We start from the raw sequence: 23678 nt of genomic DNA, 5'->3' as shown, positions 1-23678 counted from the left end.
TGTATCAGTGGTTATTGACCATTGTCGCCTTCGCGGGTTAGCCACCAGGCCCCCAGGATCGGCAAGGTTGTTACCAACATAACCAGCAGTGCCACCACGTTGGTTACCGGTACATCACGCGGTCGCCCAAGCTGATTGAGCAACCACAACGGTAACGTTCGTTCATGACCTGCCGTAAAGGTCGTAACGATGATTTCATCGAACGACAAGGCAAACGCCAGCATTCCTCCTGCCAGTAACGCCGAACTGAGATTCGGCAACACTACGTAGCGGAAGGTTTGCCAGCCATTGGCCCCAAGATCCATTGACGCCTCAACCAGACTCCAGGAGGTGCGGCGAAAACGGGCGATGACATTGTTAAACACCACCACTACGCAAAAAGTCGCATGGCCGACCACGATGGTGAAAAATCCCGGCTCCAGATTGATGGTTTTAAAAGCGGTTAATAGCGCCAGACCAGTGACAATGCCCGGCAGCGCAATGGGCAGCAGCAGTAACAGCGAAATGGCGTTTTTGCCGAAAAAGTCTCGTCGCCACAGCGCGGCAGCGGCCAGCGTCCCTAACACCAGCGCGATTAATGTCGCCAGCGCTGCCACTTTAAGTGACAGTGTCACGGCATCAAGAATATCACTACGCTGTGCTGCCACGCTAAACCAGCGCAGCGTCAGGCCCTGCGGTGGAAAACTAAACGCCGCATCTTCAGTGTTAAACGCATAGGCGGCGATAATCAGGATGGGAAAATGTAGGAAAACTACGCCGCCCCAGGCCGCCAGTTTGAGGAAAAACGGTGCGCGTTCAGAGTGCATCGAACGCTCCCAGACGTTTCACGAACGCCAGGTACAGTGCGATGAGAACAATCGGCACCAGGGTGAATGCCGCCGCCATCGGCATATTGCCAATCGCCCCCTGCTGGGAATAAACCATATTGCCGATAAAATATCCTGGAGGGCCAACCAGTTGCGGGACGATAAAATCACCCAGTGTGAGTGAGAAGGTAAAGATAGAGCCAGCGGCAATACCCGGGATCGCCAGCGGCAGCACCACATAGCGAAAGGTTTGCCGTGGACGTGCGCCAAGATCAGCCGACGCCTGCAACAATGACGGCGGCAAACGCTCAAGCGCCGCCTGCACGGGCAGGATCATGAACGGCAGCCAGATATAGAGAAACACCAGAAAGCGCCCCAGCCCGGAAGTTGACAGCGTGTTACCGCCCACCGCTGGTAATGTAAGGAACGCTGTCAGCAGTGGTTCCAGCCCCAGATGTTGTAAAAACCACTGCGCCACGCCATCTTTTGCCAGCAATAATGTCCAGGCATAAGCTTTCACAATGTAGCTCGCCCACATGGGCAACATCACCGCAATGTAAAAAAACGCTTTCATTTTCCCGCTGGTATAGCGCGCCATATACCACGCCATTGGAAAAGCCAGAATAGCGCTGGCGATAGTGACTGCCACAGCCATAATCAGCGTGCGGAGAATGATGTCGTAATTCGCTGGATTAAACAGCGCACGGATATTCGCCAGCGTCAGTTCCGGCGTTACCGACATGGTGAAATCGTCAAAAGTATAAAAGCCCTGCCATAACAGCGTTAACAGCGAGCCGAAATAGACAATGCCAAACCACATTAGCGGGCCAAGCAGTAGCAAAAATAGCCCCAGTCCTGGTTTTCGCCAGAAAAAGCCGGATATCTTTCCAACTCCTGGACGTGAAGGCGATTGCAATACGTTCATCACCATTCACCTCTCCTCAACCAGCGGCACCATCACATCACGCGACCAGGAAACCATCACTTGTTGTCCGGGCGTGAGCGTGGCAGGCAGTTCTTCGCCTGTCATATTGGCCTGACTCACCAGCAGTTTTTCACCGCCGTTCAATTTCAGTTCAAAACGAGTTGCCGCGCCCTGATATTGCACCGCCTGGATCGTGCCATTGGCCTGCAGTTCACCAGGGGTGTTGAGGCGGATATGTTCCGGTCGCAGGGCGAAGCTTCCCGTCATGCCACAAAGTTTCTCTGCCATCAGTCCATCAAAAACATTCGATGTACCAACGAACCCGGCAACAAACGGCGTGCGCGGGCGCATATAGAGATCGCGCGGGGAATCGACCTGCTCAATGCGTCCATTATTGAAAACCGCAACACGATCGGACATCGATAACGCTTCGCCCTGATCGTGGGTAACGAAGATAAAAGTGATACCGAGAGACTGTTGCAGCTTTTTCAGTTCCAGTTGCATCTGCTCACGCAATTTGAGATCCAGTGCGCCGAGCGGTTCATCCAGCAATAACACACGCGGTTCGTTCACCAGTGCTCTGGCGATGGCGACTCGCTGGCGCTGACCACCAGAAAGTTGTGACGGTTTGCGTTGCTGTACAAACCCCAATGCCACTTTCTCCAGCGCCTCTTGCGCCATCGCATGCCGCTGTTTTTTATTCACGCCTTTGACCATCAGACCATAGGCGACGTTGTCAAGAATCGACATATGCGGAAAAAGCGCGTAGTCCTGGAAGACGGTATTCACATCCCGCTCCCACGGTGGCAGATTGCTGGCGGGTTTACCAAAGATAGAGATAGCCCCGCCGGAAAGCTGTTCGAATCCAGCAATCAGGCGCAGGCAGGTGGTTTTGCCGGAGCCGGACGGCCCCAGCATAGAGAAGAACTCACCATCTTTTATCGCCATACTGACGCCATCTACTGCGCGCACGTCACCGTACAACCGCGAGACGTTGTCAAACTCCACTGCGTACGTCATAAAACACCCCAGCGAAGTTAGCGACCGCCCATAATGGCAATGTAATCCTGCGTCCAGCGACTGTAGGGAACAAACTTGCCCCCTTCTGCTATAGGCGTTTTCCAGAAGGCGATTTTATCGAAATAGTTAAAACCGTTGGTTTCACAACCTTTTTCGCCTAATAACGGACTGGCTTTACACCCTTCCGGCACTACCGGTAACGAGCCAAACCAGGCCGCCACATCGCCCTGCACTTTTGGCGTTAATGACCAGTTCATCCATTTGTAGGCGCAAACCGGATGTTTCGCTTCGCTATGTAGCATGGTGGTGTCAGCCCAACCGGTAACGCCCTCTTTCGGGAAAACGGTCGCGACAGGCTGGCCTTCGGCTTTCAGGGCGTTGGCCTGATAGGGCCAGGCACTGGATGCAACCACACCCTCGTTTTTGAAATCGCTCATTTGTACGGTAGTGTCATGCCAGTAGCGATGGATCAAACTATGTTGATCGCGCAGCACTTTCAGCACCGCCTGGTACTGTTCTTCGGTGAGTTGATACGGATCGCTGATGCCCAACTGCGGCTGAGTGGCTTTAACGAACAACGCAGCGTCCGCAATGTAGATAGGGCCATCATAGGCCTGTACGCGGCCTTTATTGCTCTTGCCGTCCGGCAGATTCTGCTCAACAAAAACCACTTGCCAGCTATCCGGCGGCGTCGGGAAGGTTTTAGTGTTGTACATCAACAGGTTCGGACCCCATTGGTAAGGTGTGCCATAAACTTTGCCACTAACGTTAAACCAGTCGCCTTTAACCACGCGCGGATCGAGTGTTTTCCAGTTGGGAATCAATGCGGTATTAATCGGCTGCACGCGTTTGCCCATAATCAGGCGCAGCGAGGCATCGCCGGATGCCGTAACCAGATCGTAACCCCCTTTGGTCATCAGACTGACCATTTCATCGGAAGTCGCGGCGGTTTTCACATTCACCGCGCAGCCTGTCTCTTTTTCGAATTGCGTTACCCAGTCGTATTGTTTATCAGTTTGTCCGCGTTCGATGTATCCCGGCCAGGCGATAATATCCAGTCGCCCTTCCGGTTTATCTAAATTGGTAGGCGGTTCGGCGGCATGAGCGGTCATTATTGTCATGGTGAGCGCACACAGGCTGCTGCGGGCAAATGTCTTGCTCATAAGGTCTTACTCCTGTCGTAATTAATTGTTCAGCCGCCGTGCCGTAAAAATATCTCCTTGTTTAACCATAGACGGCGGCTTGCAGGCACACCTTCGCCCCTGAGAAAATTTAATCAGGTTGTGAGCTACCGCGCATTATGCCGTCTGTAAGGTTATCTTCTGGAGTATAGACAAGGAGTTAGGAAATATGACTACTATTCGAAATTCATATTACCCAACCTGAGAGGAATTAAATTAAACGCTATTACAGCCGTTCTTGAATAAGTTTGCCTAATTGTTTAACCGCCTGTTCTTCACGTTCTCCCCACTGCCACGCAGTATTAAAACGGAAAAAACGTGACCAGTTTTCACCGGTAGAAAACATTTTACCCGGCGCAATACTGATATGATGCGTCAGTGCTGCCAGGCTTAATTCGCCCGCATCTAACGGCGCGGGGAGTTCCAGCCAGAGAAAATAGCCGCTGTCATTATGATGAATTTTCACTTCCGCAGGCAGATAACGCAGCAGTGCCTGCCAGGCACGTTGTTTACGCTCCGCAAGCTGGCGACGCAGGCGACGAAGATGGGCGTCGTATCGGCGCGTGGAAAGGTAATCCACCAGTGCAAGCTGCATCGGTGAGCTGGTGGAAAGCGTACTCATCAACTGCAAGCGTTGAATTTTACGTGCATGTTTTCCGGCGGCGACCCAACCAATACGAAAACCAGGCACCAGACATTTTGAAAACGAAGAGCAATGCAAAACGCCATCGTGGCGATCCCACGCTTTCGCAGGCAGCGGTTTTTCCCGTCCAAAATAAAGTTCGCTGTAAACGTCATCTTCAATCAGCGTTACGTTGTACTGATTGAGCAACGCTACCAGCCGCGCTTTTTTCTGCGGCGTTAAGGTAAATCCGAGTGGATTCTGGCTATTAGTCATCAGCCAGCACGCTTTCACCGGATACTCCTGCAACGCCAGTTCCAGCGCCTTGAGATCGATCCCTTCGTTAACATCCGTCGCCACCGATAACGCCTTCAGCCGTAACCGCTCCAGCGCCTGCAACGCGCCGTAGAAACAAGGATTCTCTACTATCACCCAATCGCCCGGTTCAGTGACCGCTTGCAAACTGAGGTTTAATGCCTCTAACGCCCCGGCGGTAATGACAATTTCATCAGGAGAAATAGTGATGCCCTGTAAGGCATAGCGACGAGCAATAGCCTGACGCAGTTCTGCGTTTCCTGGCGGTAAGTTTTCAATCACGCTCATCGCCGTGGCGGTTTTGCTTACCTGCGCCAGCGAGCGGTTGAGTTGTTGGAGGGGGAAAAGTCGCGGGTCGGGAAAGGCCGAGGCAAACGGAACGACCGACGGATCGCGACTGGCCTGCAACATATCAAAAATATAGGTGTTGATATCGACTGCTTCATCTCGAGTGACTGGAATGACTGGCGCTTTCGGCATTTTTATTGCCTGTGGCGCAACGTAATAACCCGATTGCGGTCGAGCGATAATATGTCCCTGACTTTCGAGCAACTGATAGGCATGGCTGACAGTCATAAAGCTCATGCCAGAAAGCGCCACCTGGTCACGCAACGAAGGCAAACGATCGCCAGGTTGCCAGATACCCGACGCAATCTGCTCGCGTAATTGTTCTGCAAGCTGCTGGTATTTTTTCATTATCGAATCGTAATTATGTGCAGATGATTCGGCAGTCTATATCAGTTGTTAAAAATGACAACTTTTCGTTAACTGTAATTAAACCATCACCAGCGATAACTCTTTGCCAAGCGCCTCTGCCGCGAGCTGGACGGCGTCGATTTTTGTCGCATGGTGCAAATTAAATAGGCGAGTAATCTCCTGTTTAGGTTTGCCAATTCGTCTGGCTAACTCTTGCTGAGTGATTTCTTACTGTAAAAAAGCATTTAACAGCAATACCTTAGAGGCGACGCTCAAAGGCACTTCAATAAAGTGATCGTGACTATTTAATGGCGAAGTTTACCTCTGTGTGTAATTTGCTCGAAAATAGCACTTAATCGCCGCAACGGCAGAATGCAATGCAAAATCAGGAAGGAAGATTCCAGAATTTCTTTGCGCTAATTTGCAAAACTGAATAATAACCTCAAGAAACGATCGGCATCATAGCGGCAAAAGGTGAGAAAAAGGTGGCGGGATGTTTTCGAAGGCGTTATCGGTTGTCTTATTAACGTGTGCACTGTTCTCAGGACAACTCATGGCAGGGCACAAAGGACATGAATTTGTGTGGGTAAAGAATGTGGATCATCAGCTGCGTCATGAAGCGGACAGCGATGAATTGCGTGCTGTGGCGGAAGAGTCGGCGGAAGGTTTGCGCGAGCATTTTTACTGGCAAAAATCGCGCAAACCAGAAGCGGGACAACGTTAAGTCGTTTGATGCCGGATGCGGCGTAACGCCTTACCCGGCAGGCAATATCATGCAGATTCAATAAGTTGTGAGTAACCAGAAAACTGGCGTTTTACCCTTTTCGCTTCGGCAATGTTTTCAGCAGCTCATCCGGACTTACGGATGCCACTACGCTTCCCGGTAACGGCATTTTCAGAATGTGATTTTTAATTTTGCCGATGACGTGCATCTCACACGGACGGCAATCAAATTTCAGCGTTAATACTTCATCGCCGTTAACCAGCTGCATTGGCGTAGCTTTCCAGCTTTTGATGTTACCTTTTGCCTGTTTCGGGCACAGATTGAAGGCAAAGCGCAGACAATGCTTGGTGATCATCACCGGGACTTCGCCCTTCTCTTCATGTGCCTCATACGCCGCGTCAATCAGCTGCACACCATAGCGATGATAAAATTCACGCGCTTTCTGGTTGTAAACGTTCGCGAGGAAACTCAGATGCGTTTGCGGATAAACCGGCGCAGGATCAGCAACCGGTTTACGGCTGCCGCGCTGGTAACTGGCAAGACGCGCAGCATCCAGCATTTCGGCGGCTTCACGGCGGAACTGGTTTAACAGACTGTTTGGTACAAACAGCGCACCAGGCAGGTTAATTTGCACATCGCGGGCGTAATAGATGGTTTGCCCCAGCTTAGCCAGACCATCTTTCAGGTTATTAAGCGCTTTTTCGGCGTTATTAGCTTCGTCGAATTGTCCATCCAGCGTATGCGTGACGCTGACGCCCTCTTCACTGGTCAGGGTCAGAATCAGTTGTTCCTGCCAGCCGCCCAGTTCAATGTCTACCGCTACGCGACGTTCGCTGGATGTTTTTGTCAGTGCCTGCTGCCAGTTATGATCAAGATTACGATTTAGTGGGTGATGCGGGCGAATTTTGTGCAACTCTGCTGGCATTTCATTGGGCCAGACGCGGTACTGATTTTCTCCGGTTTTCTCGACCGTATTGGCACGAAAGCCGACGACTTCACGTTTAATCATCACGTTCAGGCCATCGCCATTTGCCAGTGGTTCGGAAACGGCAACATCGAGATGATCTTTCGCCACTTTCAATACTTCACCCACCGGCAGGCCGATAAATTTCGGCGAATCGAACGCGCCAATATCGCCTTTACGGGCATTCACAAAATAATCTGTGCTACCACGGTGGAAAGTCTTTTCCGTCGATGGAACAAAGAAATGTTCAGTACGACCTGATGAAGCACGCGTCAGATCGCCACGTTCTTCAATAATGGCATCCAGCATCTGGCGATAATGGGCGGTGATATTCTTCACGTAGCTCATATCTTTGTAACGCCCTTCAATCTTGAAGGAGCGTACGCCAGCATCAATCAGCGCGCCGAGGTTGGCAGTCTGATCGTTATCTTTCATCGACAGCAGATGTTTTTCATAGGAAACTACCCGCCCCTGATCGTCTTTCAATGTGTATGGCAAACGGCACGCCTGCGAGCAATCGCCACGGTTGGCGCTACGCCCTGTTTGCGCATGAGAAATGTAGCACTGACCCGAATAGGCCACGCACAGTGCGCCATGAATAAAGAATTCAATGGTCGCGTCCGTGGCCTGGTGAATCGCGCGGATCTGCTCAAGATTCAGCTCTCGCGCCAGCACAATCTGCGTGAAGCCAACATCAGAGAGGAACTTCGCTTTTTCTACTGTACGAATGTCGCACTGCGTACTGGCGTGCAGTTCAATCGGCGGAATATCAAGTTCCAGAATCCCCATATCCTGAACAATCAGCGCATCGACGCCGGTCTGGTAGAGGTCAGTAATCAGCCGTTGCGCGGGTTCCAGCTCATCATCATGCAAAATTGTGTTAAGCGTGACGAAAATTTTTGCACCATAACGATGGGCAAACGGCACCAGCTCGGCAATATCTTTCAGGCTATTACTGGCATTATGACGGGCACCAAAACCAGGGCCGCCGATATAAACAGCATCGGCACCGTGCAAAATAGCTTCGCGGGCAATGGCGGCATCGCGTGCCGGACTTAACAGTTCAAGACGATGAGAAGATACGGTCACTTTCTTATCCAGTAGCTGAAAAATGGCGGCTATTTTAGCCACAAGCGCGACGTTGCGAAATAGTTTTCCCGCTTAACTGCGCGGGTAATGGATGAGGGAATGAAAATGTACGGTTTGCTCCCCTCCATTACGATAGACATGCGTGACGTCTGCAGCAAATCGAGCGCCTTCCCCACAATTAAGGCTCTGCCATTCACCATCAACGCACAGATCAAGTTGCCCATCAATGACGACAACATGTTCGATTACTCCCTTCTCATGGGGCGTCGATTCACTTATTGCACCAGGTGCCATCTGAATCGAGAAGTGTTCAAAGCAGAGTTGTGGATCATAAGGAAACAGCGAAGTGATCACCATCGCCTGCTGTTGCGGATCATAAACTGAAGGCGTAGCGGACTGCGGCGGAGAAATAAATGTTGAAAATGGCACGTTCAACCCGGTGGCAATTTTCCATAATGTCGCGACCGTCGGGCTGGATTCATTACGCTCAATCTGCCCTAACATCGCTTTAGAAACGCCCGTCGCTTCTGCCAGTCGCGAAAGACTCCAGCCGCGCTGCTGACGTAGTTGTTTAAGTGTGGTGGATAAAAAGCGAGCGAGATTTTCCATGCGACTCCTCCGGCAAAACGGAAGTTTATCACTTGTGCGTTATAACGGACAAATGCTACGGTACCTGTACGCTATAACGCACGAGGTGACCATGCGTCTGTTTTCTATTCCTCCACCCACGCTACTGGCGGGGTTTCTGGCGGTATTAATTGGCTACGCCAGTTCAGCGGCAATAATCTGGCAAGCAGCGATTGTCGCCGGAGCCACCACTGCACAAATCTCTGGCTGGATGACGGCGCTGGGGCTGGCAATGGGCGTCAGTACGCTGGCTCTGACATTATGGTATCGCGTACCTGTTCTCACCGCATGGTCAACGCCTGGCGCGGCTTTGTTGGTCACCGGATTACAGGGACTAACACTTAACGAAGCCATCGGCGTTTTTATTGTCACCAACGCGTTAATAGTCCTCTGCGGCATAACGGGACTCTTTGCTCGTCTGATGCGCATTATTCCGCACTCGCTTGCGGCGGCAATGCTTGCCGGGATTTTATTACGCTTTGGTTTACAGGCGTTTGCCAGTCTGGATGGTCAATTTACGTTGTGTGGCAGTATGTTGCTGGTATGGCTGGCAACCAAGGCCGTTGCGCCGCGCTATGCGGTAATTGCCGCGATGATTATTGGGGTCGTGATCGTTATCGCGCAAGGTGACGTTGTCACAACTGATGTTGTCTTTAAACCCGTTCTCCCCACTTATATTAGCCCTGATTTTTCGTTTGCTCACAGCCTGAGCGTTGCACTCCCCCTTTTTCTGGTGACGATGGCATCGCAAAACGCACCGGGTATCGCAGCAATGAAAGCAGCCGGATATTCAGCTCCTGTTTCGCCATTAATTGTATTTACTGGATTGCTGGCACTGGTTTTTTCCCCTTTCGGCGTTTATTCCGTCGGTATTGCGGCAATCACCGCGGCTATTTGCCAAAGCCCGGAAGCGCATCCGGATAAAGATCAACGTTGGCTGGCAGCTGCCGTTGCCGGCATTTTCTATTTGCTCGCAGGTTTGTTTGGTAGTGCCATTACCGGGATGATGGCTGCCCTGCCCGTAAGTTGGATCCAGATGCTGGCAGGTCTGGCGCTGTTAAGTACCATTGGCGGCAGTTTGTATCAGGCGCTGCATAATGAGCGTGAGCGAGACGCGGCAGTGGTGGCATTTCTGGTAACGGCAAGTGGATTGACGCTGGTCGGGATTGGTTCTGCGTTCTGGGGATTAATTGCCGGAGGCGTTTGTTACGTGGTGTTGAATTTAATCGCTCACAGAAACTGATAATAAAAAGCGCCATCTTACGATGGCGCGGCTGGAATTACTTTTTGTTAACGTCAAACATAGTGGCATCGGTCGCCATGTCATCAATAACTTGTTTAATATTTTCGAAAGCCATTGGCGTACTTTCGTTATTCAGGTCTTTACCTTCGCCCTGACGAACGACTTTGATAACCGGTTTATTAGTCGCTGCATCAATCAGCTCACCTTCAAAATACAGGCGAGTATCCATGGTACGGTGGCCCGTCGCCATTTGCGTCCCCGCGACCACTAATGCGACAGGAACCACTTCATAGAATTGCAGCCCTTCTTTGCTGGTATCTACACCGGTAATGGCCCCACGAAAAATCAGACTACGCGGCCCAGCGGTGGTAACCAGTGGTTTACGCTGCGCTATCGCTTCTTTCATTTCGGTGTTGGTATAGTTCAAAATTTTATCCAGAACTTTCTGCCCTACCTGGGTAGAAGGTTTTGGCACCGGATAATAAGTGATTGGGTTCCAGACGATGCTGTCATATTTGCTTTGATCAAAACTCGGGTCTACCCAACGTAAAACAGGTTTACCTGTTGCTGAGGTTGTTTCTTTTAAATCAGAGTAATTGTTTAAAAAACCAGAATATTTATCTGGCTGGGTGATTTTAGAGGCACAACCAGACAGAGCCAACAAGCCGCATAAAGCTGCAACTTTCGCAATTGATGTGGTACGCATGAATAGTTTCCTGAGATGATTATATTACTTTCTAAGTTATAGCAAAAAGCGCCGCTTCGTGTTGTGGCAAAAAAAGTGTTGGTGAAAATAAATTTTTTAGCCCCTTTTCAGACGACATAGTCAATGCCGAAAAAGGGGCTAAGTCAATCATCAGTAGTTAAATTTCAGTAAGTTAAGCTGCTAAAAAACTTCGACTACTGTGATTAATTTCACATCCCTTCGATAAAAAATATGCTTACCGAAAAGAAGAGCAGTAAACCATCTCAGCGTGGGGAATTTTCACGCGCTTTGTTCTTACCGGGTCATTTTTTACGTGCCAGCATCGTGGCGAAACGCAGTTTAATACGATTACCGTTGGCGTCGGTGCGGTGCAGCTCGCCGACGTCTTCATTGTATTTCACCATCTCCCAGCCTTCGTAATATCGACGTAATTCCCCCTCTTTGAAGGCAAACGGGAAGCCGACGGTACATGGATAATCAGCGGTATCCATCGCCGCCACAATCAGGTTGTAACCGCCAGGTTTAGTGCAACGTTGCATATTGGCAATCAGCCCTGGGATGGTTTTAGCCTCAAGGAACATCAGCACCACAGTCGAAAGAATAAAATCGTATTGCCCATCAAACGTGAGGTTATTCAGATCAACGACCTGGGTGTGTAAATTATCAAGATTTTCAATGGATTTAATGCGCTCGACGTTGGCGATACTCATGGCATTTTTATCCCATGCGTCAACTTCATAACCATTGGCTGCCAGGTAAAGACTGTTACGACCATTGCCACAGCCCAGATCCAGCGTTTTACCGGGTTTAACCACTTTCACCGCTTCCAGTACTTCAGAGTGTGTGCGGGTTAATTCATACTTATCAGTAAAATAGTTTTCGTCACGAATGATCATTCTTTGTCCTCAGCTTTCATTAAAGCGGCGCGCTCGGTTCTGATTAACAATTTCCCCTGCATCAGAAGCGCGAAAGTACGGATGAGCAGTATTGCAATTATAAAATTGGTAAAGATAAACAGCGGCACCGCCAGCGTATGGAAAAATCCATTATCGCTGCCACTCCCCAGATGCAAACCGGTGGTTGCCAGTGCAGATACGCCGAACGAGAAACTCCAGAATGAAGCATTAAATGGCTGGGAGAGATACCATGGCATCAGACGTAGCATAAACAGCAGTTGCAGCAGTCCATAACCGAAAAGCATTTTCGCCAGCGTGTCACCCTCGCCGCCGTTGACGCTCAGCCAGGCACTACAGGCCACCAGTGCAGGAGCGAGCTGAATGCCGAGTGAGGTCCGCAGTGCCGTGGGTAATTCTCCCGAACTGCGCAGACGCTGCAAGATCACAGGTTCAAGGCTTAGCCATGAGAAAACGCCTGCGCCTAAAAACACCAGACCTGCGTCGGTGTAGCCCAACGCACCACAGGCCATTGCGCTGATAAAGTTGTTGGCAACTGTCGGCAGATACAGTCCAGGCGTGGTAGCTTCTTCAGGATGAGATCCGCGCCATAATCCCGCAGTTTGCCAGGCGGCATAAGCCAACTGTACAACGACACCAAAACTGAACAGGCATACCGCCAGTGGGCGAAACCACGGAACAAAACCAATCGCCACCAGCATCGTCGTTGCCGGAAACAAACTCACAAAACTGCTCAGCACTGGATGGCGAACTTCCGCCAGCACGCTATGCGGAAAGCGTATGAGTCGGGTAATAAATGCGCTAGTCAATAATCCCCAGATGATCATCGCCAGAATCACCAGCCCATCCCCTAACCAGTGGCTGACCTGCCAAACCTGGCTGGCATAGCGCCAGGCAAATCCCATCCCTATCGTCCCCAACACAATACCAAAGTAGCCTGCCGGCAAATTGAGCACTTTATCGCTCTGCATCTTCTTACTCATTTTGTTTAATTTATAAAGTATATTTGAAATGCATTTTATGGAATTTTCTCGAGCATAGCCAGAGCCGCAGAATTTGCTACGGTTATAGTAAGTCACCTGTGGGAAAACGCTATGCGCAAATATCGTCTAAGTGAAGAACAGCGAGCCTTTAGTTATCAGGATGATGGCACTAAAAAAAGTGTGTTATTACGGCAAATTATCGCCATGAGCGATTTTAACGATGTGATAGCAGGAACCGCTGGCGGCTGGATCGATCGCGAAACGGTGTTAGCACAGGAAGGAAATTGCTGGATTTACGACCAGAATGCTATTGCGTTCGGCGGAACGGTGATTTCCGGTAATACGCGTATCACCGGCACCAGCGTGCTGTGGGGAGAGGTTTACGCAACGGATAACGTCTGGATCGATAATAGTGAAATCAGCCAGGGTGCATATATAAGTGACAGTGTCACCATTCATGACTCATTAGTTTACGGGCAATGTAGAATATTTGGTCACGCCTTAATTGATCAACATTCTATGATCGTCGCCGCGCAAGGCTTAACCTCCGACCATCAACTCCTGCTACAAATTTATGATCGCGCAAGGGTTAGCGCCTCGCGTATTGTCCACCAGGCACAAATTTATGGCGATGCCGTCGTCCGGTATGCTTTTATTGAACATCGCGCCGAAGTTTTTGATTTTGCCAGTATTGAAGGTAATGAAGAGAACAACGTCTGGCTATGCGATTGCGCTAAAGTTTACGGTCACGCGCAGGTGAAAGCTGGCATAGAAGAAGATGCCATTCCGACGATTCATTACAGTTCACAGGTGGCGGAATATGCCATTGTGGAAGGTAATTGTGTGTTAAAACATCATGTCTTGATTGGCGGAAATGCCGTGGTACGTGGCGGACCGATTCTGCTCGACGAGCACGTTGTAATACAAGGTGAGAGCCGTATTACAGGTGCGGTGATAATTGAAAACCATGTGGAGTTAACTGACCACGCCGTCATTGAAGCCTTTGATGGCGACACGGTTCATGTCCGTGGTCCAAAAGTCATTAACGGCGAAGAGCGCATTACGCGAACGCCGCTGGCAGGGTTATTCTGAATCGATAATACGCGCGTATAAGTTCACATCATCATAGGCATCATTCAGAAACTCAGCCTGTTTCAGGCAACCTTCAAGGATAAAACCATTGCGCAAAGCGACCTGGTTGCTTTGCGCATTATCCATCCGACATTTGATCACGAAGCGTCTAAGTTCACCAGACTGAGCGTAATGATGAATCATTGCCTGCAGCGCCTGAGAAATGATCCCCTGCCCCTGATGAGATTCGTCCAGCCAGTAGCCGATTTCAGCGGTTTTATTCAGTGGTTCAATACGATTAAACGAGATAACGCCGATAAGTTCATCTTCTTTGAAAATCATGAACATTTTGGCATATCCGCGTTGATGCAACATTACATTGCCCTGCACCGTTTTTCGCGTGTCCTCTTCACTTTGAACAAACTGCGGCCAGTTTAGCGACTGCTGTAACCAGGTTCTATTTTTACAGATTAACTGATAAAGAGGTGTGACATGACTTTCTGCAACAGCATGTAATTCAAGTGATTCACTTACTTTTATCGTTTCAGCCATCTTATCTCCAGTCAATCCATGCAGTTGTTAAAAAAGCCGCCTGGCTGGCGGCTTAGGAAAGTTTACACCTCTTTGACGCTCTCCTGCTGCAGGATTTTGAGCATCTCATCTTTTAACTGTAGCTTTTGTTTTTTCATGCGGACCACTTCCGCATTGTACCCTCGACCGTCGGAACCTTCCTTTCTGGCAATTTCATGATCAAGTTTATTGTGTTTATCGAACAAGGACATAAAGCGAGGATTTTCGTTTTTCAGACGGGATATTAAATCTCGGTATTCTGGAAACATACGCACTCCCTGTTAGTGGCTGACAAGGTGTATCTGAAATACACACCATCAGATTACTCATTTAACTTAGGGAAAAATGCGAGCGGGATCGTGTTTAACCAGACGGCACCTCCCGAAGAAGGTGCCGAAGAAAAAACAATTAACTCATCACGCGGTCGTCAACATACTGACGTTTATCGGGCGCTGGCGGGAAATACTGATAGAGCCATGTTTCACTGATAGCGTCGCCCTGACAACGCAGATACATCCGCATATCGACCGGATCAGTGGAGTCCGAAGTCGGATACCAGTCAAACTGAATACGATAACCATCAATGGGTTCAATATAGAGAATTTCGATTTGCTTCGCTTCCCCACTGGAAAGCGTAATCACCGGCTCAATGCCTTTTGGTGCGGCAGCTTTCAGATCACCACCAACGAAATCGACGGCAAAACGACGCGCCCATTTTTCGGGATAGTGTTCACCAGGCGCCCAACCTTCCGGGAAACCGCCCATGCCGGTACGCGTCGCCATAACGCGCGCTAATGGGCAATGAACAGGCGGTTGCGCACTCCAGTACAGACGATACTGGAATGCAAACTCATCACCCGCTTTTACAGTTTTTTCTGGCTGCCAGAAGCAGACAATGTTATCCAGCGTTTCGCCCGTTGTTGGGATTTCCATCAGGCCGATGGTGCCCTTACCCCACTTGTTACGCGGTTCCACCCACAGACTTGGGCGTTTGTTATACCAGCCCATAATGTCCTGATAATGAGAGAAATCACGATCCAGTTGCAATAAACCAAACCCTTTCGGGTTGTTGTCGGTGTAAGCATTGAACTGCAATTTTTGCGGATTATTCAGCGGACGGCAAATCCACTCGCCGTTGCCCCGCCACATGGACAGACGATCAGAGTCATGGATTTGCGGATGAATGGTGTCGCACATCCGACGTTCATTAGTGCCGCAGCTGAACATGCTGGTCATCGGCGCAATGCCCAGCTGTTTAATGTCTTTGCGCGCATACAGGTGATTTTCCACATCCATAATCACCTGACTTTTCTCACAATGGATAGTGAACTTATAGGCACCAGTAATGCTGGCGCTATCGAGCAACGCATAAACGGTAAAGGTGGTTGCCCCCGGTTTTACCGTATCAAACCAGAAGGCGGTAAAGTCGGGGAACTCTTCTTTACTGTCGGTGTAAGTGTCGATCGCCAGGCCGCGAGCCGACAAACCGTATTGATATGTATCATCAACCGCGCGGAAATAACTCGCGCCAAGGAATGATACGACATCACGGCGCGCCAGTTCGGGGGCTTTAAACACGCGAAAACCGGCAAAGCCGAGATCGCTTTGCCCTTCTAATTGTTTGGTATCAACACCCGCATCGTTGTATTTGAACAACTCCGGGCGAAAGTGAATTTCACGCGCCAGATGTGTTGCGGGATCAACAGAAAACATACGAACGCGGCGACGGAAACCCATTCCCATATGGAAGAACTGAGCGTCCAGTTGACGGTTCTCAACGTTATGCCAGAGCGATTTTTCGGCGTCGTATTGAATACTGTTATAAGCCTGCGGCGTCATTGTCGCCAGAGTGTCAGGTAACGGACGCGGCGCACCACGCCACGCGGTTTGCGCTAAGTCGTGCGCCATTGACTGTAGAATGGAGAAGTCAAAACGCTGGGTTTGCCCGTCGGCAATATCAGAATCTGCCGCGAATGCCGCCTGAGAAAAAAGAGAAGCAATGCCGCTGGTACCGCACACGGCGGCCATAGCCATTGAACCTTTAATAAATCGTCTACGATCCATACCTGAAAGTGAGTCCTTCTGGTGTTGTGAATGGTCCCGCGCTGGTCGTTTTCAGCGGCAAGAAAGTGCTTATTTATGACCGCTCACTCTAGACAATATTTATTAATAATCCAATTGTTGAACTCAGAGAATATGCATTAATCGGCAATTTTTTTATGTCGATGGGATGAGCCTGATTCGTTTGTAAAATCAGGCAAATTTTTGCAAAGGCGGATGGTCAGAATTTAAAGCAAACCACAGCGACGTTTACTGCGTTCTTCCGCTTCCTGATAAAGCTGGAACTCATCCAAAACCGGGCAACCCAACGCCTGCTCAAATGTTTCGCGACTGGCATTACCGTGACTGCGTGCCTGCGTTTCATTACCCAGATTTGACTGGAAGATCCCCGCCGCGCTAACGGGCAAGAAATCTTCATAGGTAATGGGTTGCGCCACTACCCAACCACGTTCAATTAAGGGCTGTGGATCGTCTCCGGGATGAATCGCCTGACGATGCGCCTCACCCGAAGGCGTCAGACGGTACCGGAACCATGCCAGCCCTTGCTGACGCATTAAAAACTCACTGTCAGGAAAAGCGCGGAAGGTTTCCTGTAAATGCATTTGGTGAGTGAGATTATCCTGCCCGGTTCCAGCGTTCCGCAGTAGATCATCATACAGTTGTCGTCCTTTCGGCGTTAATGCCACGCCACGCTGCTCTATTTCACCAAAGCGCGCGGTATGCGTGCCCTGTTTCTGCCCTGCAAACAACACCGTCTCTTCCAGTGCTTTAAAGCTGGTCTGGCGTAGTAAAATAGGTACCTCGCGGCGCGGCGGCCCTTCGATCAGAATTTTGGGTTCAATCCCGCATTCAGGCATCATCGACTGCACCCGGTCAATATCCAGCGTGCGTGGCGTCAGGTGGTTGATATGGCATCCAGGAAAACAGACCACATCAGCAATCAGCCGATGTTCGTTATGCAAGGCGCGATAGGTTACTTCATCCACCGTTGCTGACTGGTGCCAGCGAAACGTTTCCAGGGCTTCCTGCACAAACTCCTGTGCCTGTGTTTCGTTAAAACCGCCCCGCTGCTCATATTCCTCTAACAGTTGTCGACAACGTGGGGTGAAGATATCGCGCTGACGCAGAATCTCCGCCGCTTTCTGGCGCAAAAATTCGTTCTCGATAAGCTCAAGGCGGAGTAATGAGGTAAAAATGCGGAAGGGATTACGCGCCAGAGAAGCATCATCAATGGGCCGAAATGCTGTGGAATGTACCGGCACTCCCGCCTGCGAGAGATCGTAATAGCTCACCGGGTACATCCCCATAATGGCAAACATCCGCCGAAGAGTAGCAAGCTCTTGTGCAGTCCCAACGCGAATTGCCCCATGACGTTCAACATTCAGTCGCGCCAGCTCGTCTGCATTTACCATTTTTTCGTGCAGTTGAGGATTGTTTTCCAGCACAGCCAGATTCACATCAGCTACCAGTTCCAGCAGCGTGCCGTACTGCGGAACTTCTTGCTGGTACATGGCTGACATTGCCTGCGAAAACTGTTCCCGAATCTCATCCGCCGTGATGCTGTTCGCCATAATGTCTGCCTCCAGTGGTCAGTAATCTGGAGTGTAGGTAACCGCATTCACTCTGGCGGGAAGAATTTGCAAACTGTGATCTCGCCGCGAAAACATCAATATTATCCATTTTGCTGTAACATAATTGCTTTAATTGTTAATAATATTTTGCAATCAAGTTATCATAATCAAACAACTTCACTTGTCAGCGACACCGCTTCGTTTTTAACATCGCTTATGGAAAAAAATAGTCTGTTTAGTCAGCGCATCCGTCTGCGCCACCTTCATACATTCGTAGCTGTCGCACAACAAGGAACTTTGGGGCGCGCGGCTGAAACCCTTAATTTGAGTCAACCTGCGCTCTCTAAGACATTGAATGAACTGGAGCAGCTGACGGGCGCTCGCTTGTTTGAGCGTGGTCGTCAGGGGGCGCAACTTACCTTACCCGGCGAACAATTTTTAACGCATGCAGTCAGAGTTCTTGACGCCATCAACACTGCCGGACAGTCGCTTCATCGTAAAGAAGGTCTTAATAATGATGTCGTCAGGGTTGGTGCACTACCTACTGCGGCACTGGGGATATTACCTTCGGTTATAGGTCAGTTTCATCAGCAACAAAAAGAGACGACCTTGCAAGTTGCGACAATGAGTAACCCTATGATTCTGGCAGGTTTAAAAACCGGGGAAATCGATATCGGCATTGGTCGGATGTCAGATCCTGAACTGATGACCGGGCTTAATTACGAACTGCTGTTTCTTGAATCGCTGAAGCTGGTTGTCCGCCCTAATCACCCGCTACTTCAGGAGAACGTAACGCTAAGCCGGGTGCTGGAATGGCCGGTTGTTGTATCACCAGAAGGCACTGCGCCACGCCAGCATTCAGATGCATTAGTGCAGAGCCAGGGCTGTAAAATTCCTTCGGGCTGTATCGAAACACTGTCTGCTTCTCTATCTCGTCAACTTACGGTTGAATACGACTACGTGTGGTTTGTCCCTTCTGGCGCTGTAAAAGACGACCTGCGTCATGCCACGCTGGTGGCCCTACCTGTTCCGGGTCATGGTGCAGGCGAACCGATTGGAATACTGACCCGCGTAGATGCAACGTACTCTTCTGGTTGCCAGTTGATGATTAACGCTATTCGAAAATCAATGCCGTTCTGAAAGGTGAAGGGATCTGTCGATCCCTCCTTAAACATTTTCACACTGTAGCGAAACTAACTGGTTCACCAGCTCCGCGAGGTACTGCCGACACGGAATGTTTGTTCAGACGAAATACGTCCACCGCCTCAGCTAATCGTGCCGCCTGTTCTTCAAGGGACACCGCCGCCGCTGAGGCCTCTTCTACCAGAGAAGCATTCTGTTGCGTCACCTTATCCATTTCAGAAATCGCCTGGCTAACCTGCGTTATGCCCCTACTTTGCTCATCCGAGGCGGCGGCAATTTCCTGCATGATATGTGTGACACTCGCGACGGCATCAACAATAGTGCTCATGGTTTTCCCGGCCGTGGCCACCTCATCCGATCCCAGGTCAATTAACCTGACTGATTCACTGATCAAGCCTTCAATCTCTTTCGCCGCCTGAGCGCTGCGGCTTGCGAGTGTCCGTACTTCGCTGGCGACAACGGCAAATCCACGCCCTTGCTCACCCGCTCGCGCGGCTTCAACGGCAGCATTCAGTGCCAGAATATTCGTCTGGAAAGCAATACTGTTGATGACGGCGGTGATCTCAGAAATTTTCTTCGAACTCGTGGAGATAGCGCCCATCGTTTTTACTACACCGGAAACCGTCTGCCCGCCATTGCAGGCTTTAATAGAAGCCTCTTGCGCCAGTTTGCTGGCATGATGCGCGTTATCTGCATTCTGTTTCACCGTCGCAGTAAGTTGCTCCATGCTGGCGGCAGTTTGTTCGATAGCCGCCGCTTGTTCTTCGGTGCGAGATGACAGGTCCGCATTGCCAGCTGAAATTTCGCTGGTGCCACGATAAATCTCTTCCGCACCCTGTCGAACAGTCCCTACTGTCATCCCCAGTGAATGCTGCATTTGCTGTAAATGACGACTTAAGCGACCGATTTCATTACGACCCGCCGGTTCATCATTCATCGTCAGATCGCCACTGGCGATTTTTTCAATCCGTTGTGCGGCATGTTGCAGTGGACGAATGACGATCCGACGTAGCACCATAAATGTTATCAGCGTCATGACCAGGGCAAGCACAAACGCGCCAATCATGAACATCCCACCCAGGCGGGTGCGCTGATGGGCCAGTTCCGCCAGTTGGTTGGCTCTGGTGCTACGTATCTTAACGGCTTTGCTCAAAATATCGGTATAAGCATTATCCAGCGGTCGGATTTGCTCACTTTCATGATTGATAATCGCTTCAAACATGCCATTTTTGGCATATTTCAACATCGGTTGCATACCCGTGATATAAGCCTGGAAGCGTTGATTTAATTCAGTGTCAAGGGCTTCATCAGCAGGTGTTTTCACCGACCGATTCTGATAAGCACGATAACCTTGCTGCGACTGTTTAATCTCCGATTCGGCTTGCGCAATATTTCGCTTCATTGCTTCCATTTCAGCAATACGACTCGCAGCACCAGCCTGAATCATATTGATCCGGGCTGAACGCAAAAAATCTGAACTGTTCGCTAACCCGGTCCGAATCTCAATCTCCGCAGTAACATCACGCTGATCGCGATCGGCCTGCCAGAGGAAATAGCCAGCCAGAGCTGAACTTAATGCGAATAGAACTAAGATACCGCCAAGAATGCAGGCAAATAACGGAACCAGCCTGATGTGATGCAAAAAACCTAATCGCTGTGAGGGAGTTGTATTCATTACCGTTGTCTCTCGTCCAGGTTTACTCCTGATAGAAAGTCATCGGCACTTGACGATAATTACTTATGACCAAAAACCTCTTTGCGTCACATTTTTACAACAATTATTGTAGAGAAATTAATGCTATTGGAATGAAGAGAGTAACGAATGGCTAAACTGGCTAACCCGAATGACGAAAAATTCTGGAAAACAGCACGCAATTTCGTCAGGTGATTATTTTCGTCCCTAAGGAAACCACATAGGATGCTCACGGGTGCCTGAGACTTTCTGTTTTCAGGCTAACCGGGAATCAGAAAGACGAAGGCCCCGACCGATATTTCTATCAACCGAGGCCAACGAATGAACCAAGCAATTCAGATGTTAGCCTCTTACCCGCCATCCGGCAAGGAGAAAGGCTATGAAGCGCAACCCTCTGGTGGTGTGTCTGCTCATTATCTGCATTACGATTCTGACATTCACACTCCTGACCCGACAAACGCTCTACGAACTGCGGTTCCGGGACGGTGATAAGGAGGTTGCTGCGCTCATGGCCTGCACGTCCAGGTAAGGGCAAGCGCGGGGATTTTCCCCGCGCATCTGACTAGCGGATTCATTTTCTCATGGCACCCCTTTTACACTTCAGTTAGTGCATGTTTTTTTCGATGCACTAATAGAACCATCATTACAAACAAATTTGCCGCCTGCCGTACAGTGTGAGATCCCCCCTTTCGAACCAGAACAGGGTTTGCGCCCGGCATCGGCATAAAAGGAAACAAGCGCTCCCATAACCAAGATAAGTGCCAATTTTTTCATATAACCTCCATGGTTTATCGAATCTTATGTTCGATTTGAACGTTATACGCTGGTTTATTTTGATACCGTTGATGAGATCAAAGATCGGGTGAATTGATTAAAGATAAGCCAGATGGACGTATGGACCAGGATAATGGTTTTATTTGTCATACAAATAAATATAATAGGCGCTTCCGATGTAGGCCCGTATTCTTCGCCTGTACCACGGGTCGGTTTTAGTACAGGCGTTTTCTTTAAATATCCTTCAGGAACGTTTACGCGGCATCATGCGTAGAAGTGTGTTGTCCTTCCAGAAATAGTGGTGTGCCAGTGCAGCCGCAGCGTGCAACCCGATGACAAAGTATCCCAGATTCGCCAGCGTTTCATGCCACGACTTTAAGCTATCAACCCGTTCGAAATTGGCCTCTGATGCATAAGGCATCGTCAAACCAAACGCAAACCACGGGTTGCCTCGGTTATACATCATCACCAAACCAATCACTGGCAGCGCAATAAACAGGAGATAAATCACCAAATGTCCCAAATGCGCCAGTCCCGTCATCATCGGTTTTGGCTTAGGTATAATCGGCGGGGTTGGGTATTTCAGCCTTAACAAAAGACGAACGACCATCAGCACGAGAATTGATATGCCACAGGAAACATGAATCATGTTGATGAGTGGCCGATCGCTACGTGGGAAGAAACCCCGAAACTCCATTGCGCAATACGCTGCAATAACCAGCAAAAAGACCAGCCAGTGAATGCTGATTTGTAACCTTGAGTATTTATTTCCCATAACATTTCCTGCTTTAACATAATTTTCCGTTAACATAACGGGCTTTTCTTAAAATTTCATTAAATATTGTTCACCCGTTTTCAGTACGTTACGTTTCACGGCAAGAATGTAGATTGCCCATCCCGCCATCCTGGTCTAAGCCTGGAAAGGATCAATTTTCATCCGAACGTTCCTGACAGGAGAAAACCATGAGTAAAGTTGGTATTAACGGTTTTGGTCGTATCGGTCGACTGGTGTTGCGTCGATTACTTGAAGTCAAAAGCAACATAGACGTTGTCGCTATTAATGATCTCACTTCTCCAAAAATTCTCGCCTACCTGCTGAAACATGATTCAAACTACGGACCATTCCCTTGGAGCGTTGATTTTACGGAAGATTCACTTATCGTTGATGGAAAAAGTATCGCGGTTTACGCCGAAAAAGAGGCTAAAAATATTCCATGGAAAGCGAAAGGCGCAGAAATCATTGTCGAATGTACTGGCTTTTATACCTCCGCCGATAAATCGCAGGCGCATCTTGATGCTGGTGCGAAGAAGGTGTTGATTTCCGCTCCTGCCGGTGAAATGAAAACCATCGTTTATAACGTTAATGACGACACTCTGGATGGCAACGATACCATTGTTTCCGTGGCGTCATGCACCACTAACTGCCTTGCGCCGATGGCCAAAGCCTTGCATGACAGTTTCGGGATAGAAGTCGGCACGATGACGACCATTCATGCCTATACCGGCACTCAGTCACTGGTGGATGGCCCGCGTGGTAAAGATCTACGCGCTTCACGTGCAGCGGCAGAAAATATCATTCCCCACACTACAGGTGCGGCAAAAGCCATTGGTCTGGTGATCCCAGAACTGAGCGGCAAACTGAAAGGTCATGCGCAACGCGTACCCGTGAAAACCGGTTCGGTGACTGAACTGGTGTCTATTCTTGGAAAAAAAGTGACTGCCGAAGAAGTGAACAACGCGCTTAAAAAGGCGACAAACAATAACGAGTCATTTGGTTATACCGATGAAGAAATAGTCTCTTCTGATATCATAGGCAGCCATTTCGGGTCGGTGTTTGATGCCACGCAAACCGAAATTACCGCCGTGGGCGATTTACAACTGGTGAAAACGGTCGCCTGGTACGATAACGAATATGGCTTCGTCACGCAGCTTATTCGCACCCTCGAAAAATTCGCTAAACTCTGACGCGCAAAGGCGGAG

At 49.6% G+C, this 23678-nt stretch carries 24 protein-coding genes and 1 pseudogene; 6 read left to right on the top strand and 19 right to left on the bottom strand.

Features of this window, described 5'->3' with window-relative positions; translation table 11 throughout:
• Positions 1 to 11: 11 nt before the first annotated feature.
• The 6 genes and pseudogenes from ACJHXB_RS16055 to hicB form a co-directional block, all read right to left on the bottom strand.
• On the bottom strand, positions 12 to 806 hold the full coding sequence (locus ACJHXB_RS16055; protein WP_000555458.1) for an ABC transporter permease: 795 nt from the start codon (positions 804 to 806) through the stop codon (positions 12 to 14).
• Positions 796 to 1737: an ABC transporter permease gene (locus tag ACJHXB_RS16050; protein ID WP_000245261.1), complete on the bottom strand. Its 942-nt coding sequence runs from the start codon at positions 1735 to 1737 to the stop codon at positions 796 to 798. Before ACJHXB_RS16050 ends, ACJHXB_RS16055 begins: the two co-directional genes overlap by 11 nt.
• Positions 1738 to 2751 carry an ABC transporter ATP-binding protein gene (locus ACJHXB_RS16045; RefSeq protein ID WP_000220432.1) on the bottom strand — a complete coding sequence of 338 codons (1014 nt, stop codon included), beginning with the start codon at positions 2749 to 2751 and terminating at the stop codon, positions 1738 to 1740.
• 17 nt (positions 2752 to 2768) lie between these two features.
• Complete coding sequence (gene ydcS / locus ACJHXB_RS16040; protein ID WP_000047461.1) at positions 2769 to 3914, bottom strand: putative ABC transporter substrate-binding protein YdcS; 1146 nt, start codon at positions 3912 to 3914, stop codon at positions 2769 to 2771.
• A 244-nt stretch (positions 3915 to 4158) separates the two neighbouring features.
• Positions 4159 to 5565: a PLP-dependent aminotransferase family protein gene (locus ACJHXB_RS16035; protein ID WP_000760598.1), complete on the bottom strand. Its 1407-nt coding sequence runs from the start codon at positions 5563 to 5565 to the stop codon at positions 4159 to 4161.
• Positions 5566 to 5643: 78 nt separating this feature from the next.
• Positions 5644 to 5880: pseudogene (gene hicB / locus ACJHXB_RS16030) on the bottom strand (type II toxin-antitoxin system antitoxin HicB); the annotation flags it as partial.
• 178 nt (positions 5881 to 6058) lie between these two features.
• Here hicB and ACJHXB_RS16025 point away from each other — a divergent pair.
• Positions 6059 to 6289, top strand: coding sequence for a YncJ family protein (locus ACJHXB_RS16025; protein WP_001469220.1), 231 nt, complete (start codon positions 6059 to 6061; stop codon positions 6287 to 6289).
• Positions 6290 to 6380: 91 nt separating this feature from the next.
• Here ACJHXB_RS16025 and rlhA read toward each other — a convergent pair whose 3' ends face one another.
• Together rlhA and sutR are read right to left on the bottom strand one after the other, a co-directional pair.
• On the bottom strand, positions 6381 to 8342 hold the full coding sequence (gene rlhA, locus ACJHXB_RS16020; RefSeq protein ID WP_001469222.1) for a 23S rRNA 5-hydroxycytidine C2501 synthase: 1962 nt from the start codon (positions 8340 to 8342) through the stop codon (positions 6381 to 6383).
• A gap of 72 nt (positions 8343 to 8414) precedes the next feature.
• A complete protein-coding gene (gene sutR, locus ACJHXB_RS16015; RefSeq protein ID WP_000429150.1) occupies positions 8415 to 8951 on the bottom strand; it encodes a DNA-binding transcriptional regulator SutR in 537 nt (178 codons plus the stop codon).
• Between the two features lie 52 nt (positions 8952 to 9003).
• Here sutR and ydcO point away from each other — a divergent pair, with 52 nt between their 5' ends.
• Positions 9004 to 10212, top strand: coding sequence for a BenE family transporter YdcO (gene ydcO, locus ACJHXB_RS16010; RefSeq protein ID WP_071556285.1), 1209 nt, complete (start codon positions 9004 to 9006; stop codon positions 10210 to 10212).
• A 37-nt stretch (positions 10213 to 10249) separates the two neighbouring features.
• Here the strand turns inward: ydcO and ACJHXB_RS16005 are convergent, their stop codons facing one another.
• The 3 genes from ACJHXB_RS16005 to tehA all read right to left on the bottom strand — a co-directional run bounded on the left by ACJHXB_RS16005 (position 10250) and on the right by tehA (position 12803).
• Entirely contained in the window at positions 10250 to 10918 is a 669-nt protein-coding gene (locus ACJHXB_RS16005; RefSeq protein WP_001261031.1) for a DUF3313 domain-containing protein, read from the bottom strand.
• A gap of 302 nt (positions 10919 to 11220) precedes the next feature.
• The gene (gene tehB / locus ACJHXB_RS16000; protein WP_000586738.1) at positions 11221 to 11814 is read right to left on the bottom strand and encodes a tellurite resistance methyltransferase TehB; all 594 of its coding nucleotides are present in this window, start codon (positions 11812 to 11814) and stop codon (positions 11221 to 11223) included.
• Positions 11811 to 12803 carry a dicarboxylate transporter/tellurite-resistance protein TehA gene (gene tehA, locus ACJHXB_RS15995; protein ID WP_001469225.1) on the bottom strand — a complete coding sequence of 331 codons (993 nt, stop codon included), beginning with the start codon at positions 12801 to 12803 and terminating at the stop codon, positions 11811 to 11813. Before tehA ends, tehB begins: the two co-directional genes overlap by 4 nt.
• Positions 12804 to 12926: 123 nt before the next feature.
• Between tehA and ydcK the strand changes: the two genes are divergently transcribed.
• Positions 12927 to 13907, top strand: coding sequence for a YdcK family protein (ydcK, locus tag ACJHXB_RS15990; RefSeq protein WP_001234020.1), 981 nt, complete (start codon positions 12927 to 12929; stop codon positions 13905 to 13907).
• On the opposite strand, the gene rimL is transcribed toward ydcK, so the two are convergent.
• From rimL to ACJHXB_RS15970, 4 genes are all read right to left on the bottom strand, one after another.
• Positions 13899 to 14438, bottom strand: a complete 540-nt coding sequence (gene rimL / locus ACJHXB_RS15985) for a 50S ribosomal protein L7/L12-serine acetyltransferase (RefSeq protein ID WP_001469227.1) — start codon at positions 14436 to 14438, stop codon at positions 13899 to 13901. The two genes, ydcK and rimL, sit on opposite strands and share 9 nt — an antisense overlap.
• A gap of 62 nt (positions 14439 to 14500) precedes the next feature.
• Positions 14501 to 14725 carry a YdcH family protein gene (locus ACJHXB_RS15980; RefSeq protein ID WP_001296778.1) on the bottom strand — a complete coding sequence of 75 codons (225 nt, stop codon included), beginning with the start codon at positions 14723 to 14725 and terminating at the stop codon, positions 14501 to 14503.
• Positions 14726 to 14864: 139 nt separating this feature from the next.
• Entirely contained in the window at positions 14865 to 16520 is a 1656-nt protein-coding gene (opgD, locus tag ACJHXB_RS15975; protein ID WP_000375963.1) for a glucan biosynthesis protein OpgD, read from the bottom strand.
• Between the two features lie 224 nt (positions 16521 to 16744).
• The gene (locus tag ACJHXB_RS15970; protein WP_000013749.1) at positions 16745 to 18088 is read right to left on the bottom strand and encodes a VOC family protein; all 1344 of its coding nucleotides are present in this window, start codon (positions 18086 to 18088) and stop codon (positions 16745 to 16747) included.
• Between the two features lie 216 nt (positions 18089 to 18304).
• Between ACJHXB_RS15970 and ACJHXB_RS15965 the strand changes: the two genes are divergently transcribed.
• Entirely contained in the window at positions 18305 to 19228 is a 924-nt protein-coding gene (locus ACJHXB_RS15965; protein ID WP_001469229.1) for a LysR substrate-binding domain-containing protein, read from the top strand.
• Positions 19229 to 19265: 37 nt separating this feature from the next.
• Here the strand turns inward: ACJHXB_RS15965 and trg are convergent, their stop codons facing one another.
• Entirely contained in the window at positions 19266 to 20906 is a 1641-nt protein-coding gene (gene trg / locus ACJHXB_RS15960) for a methyl-accepting chemotaxis protein Trg (protein ID WP_001098588.1), read from the bottom strand.
• Positions 20907 to 21303: 397 nt separating this feature from the next.
• Between trg and hokB the strand changes: the two genes are divergently transcribed.
• Entirely contained in the window at positions 21304 to 21453 is a 150-nt protein-coding gene (gene hokB / locus ACJHXB_RS15955) for a type I toxin-antitoxin system toxin HokB (RefSeq protein WP_001309484.1), read from the top strand.
• Here hokB and ACJHXB_RS15950 read toward each other — a convergent pair.
• From ACJHXB_RS15950 to cybB, 3 genes are all read right to left on the bottom strand, one after another.
• On the bottom strand, positions 21431 to 21499 hold the full coding sequence (locus ACJHXB_RS15950; RefSeq protein WP_212734533.1) for a hypothetical protein: 69 nt from the start codon (positions 21497 to 21499) through the stop codon (positions 21431 to 21433). The two genes, hokB and ACJHXB_RS15950, sit on opposite strands and share 23 nt — an antisense overlap.
• Before the next feature lie 25 nt (positions 21500 to 21524).
• Positions 21525 to 21698 (bottom strand): hypothetical protein, encoded by a 174-nt coding sequence (locus ACJHXB_RS15945; protein WP_000731856.1) that lies wholly within the window; start codon positions 21696 to 21698, stop codon positions 21525 to 21527.
• 244 nt (positions 21699 to 21942) lie between these two features.
• On the bottom strand, positions 21943 to 22473 hold the full coding sequence (cybB, locus tag ACJHXB_RS15940; protein ID WP_001604559.1) for a cytochrome b561: 531 nt from the start codon (positions 22471 to 22473) through the stop codon (positions 21943 to 21945).
• A 188-nt stretch (positions 22474 to 22661) separates the two neighbouring features.
• On the opposite strand from cybB, the gene gap reads away from it, so the two are divergent.
• Positions 22662 to 23663, top strand: coding sequence for a type I glyceraldehyde-3-phosphate dehydrogenase (gene gap, locus ACJHXB_RS15935; RefSeq protein WP_000048652.1), 1002 nt, complete (start codon positions 22662 to 22664; stop codon positions 23661 to 23663).
• Positions 23664 to 23678 lie beyond the last annotated feature (15 nt).

The organism is Escherichia sp. WS3227_2, from assembly GCF_046486495.1.
GTDB lineage: Bacteria > Pseudomonadota > Gammaproteobacteria > Enterobacterales > Enterobacteriaceae > Escherichia > Escherichia coli.
This window is presented reverse-complemented; position numbering and strand designations above follow the sequence as displayed.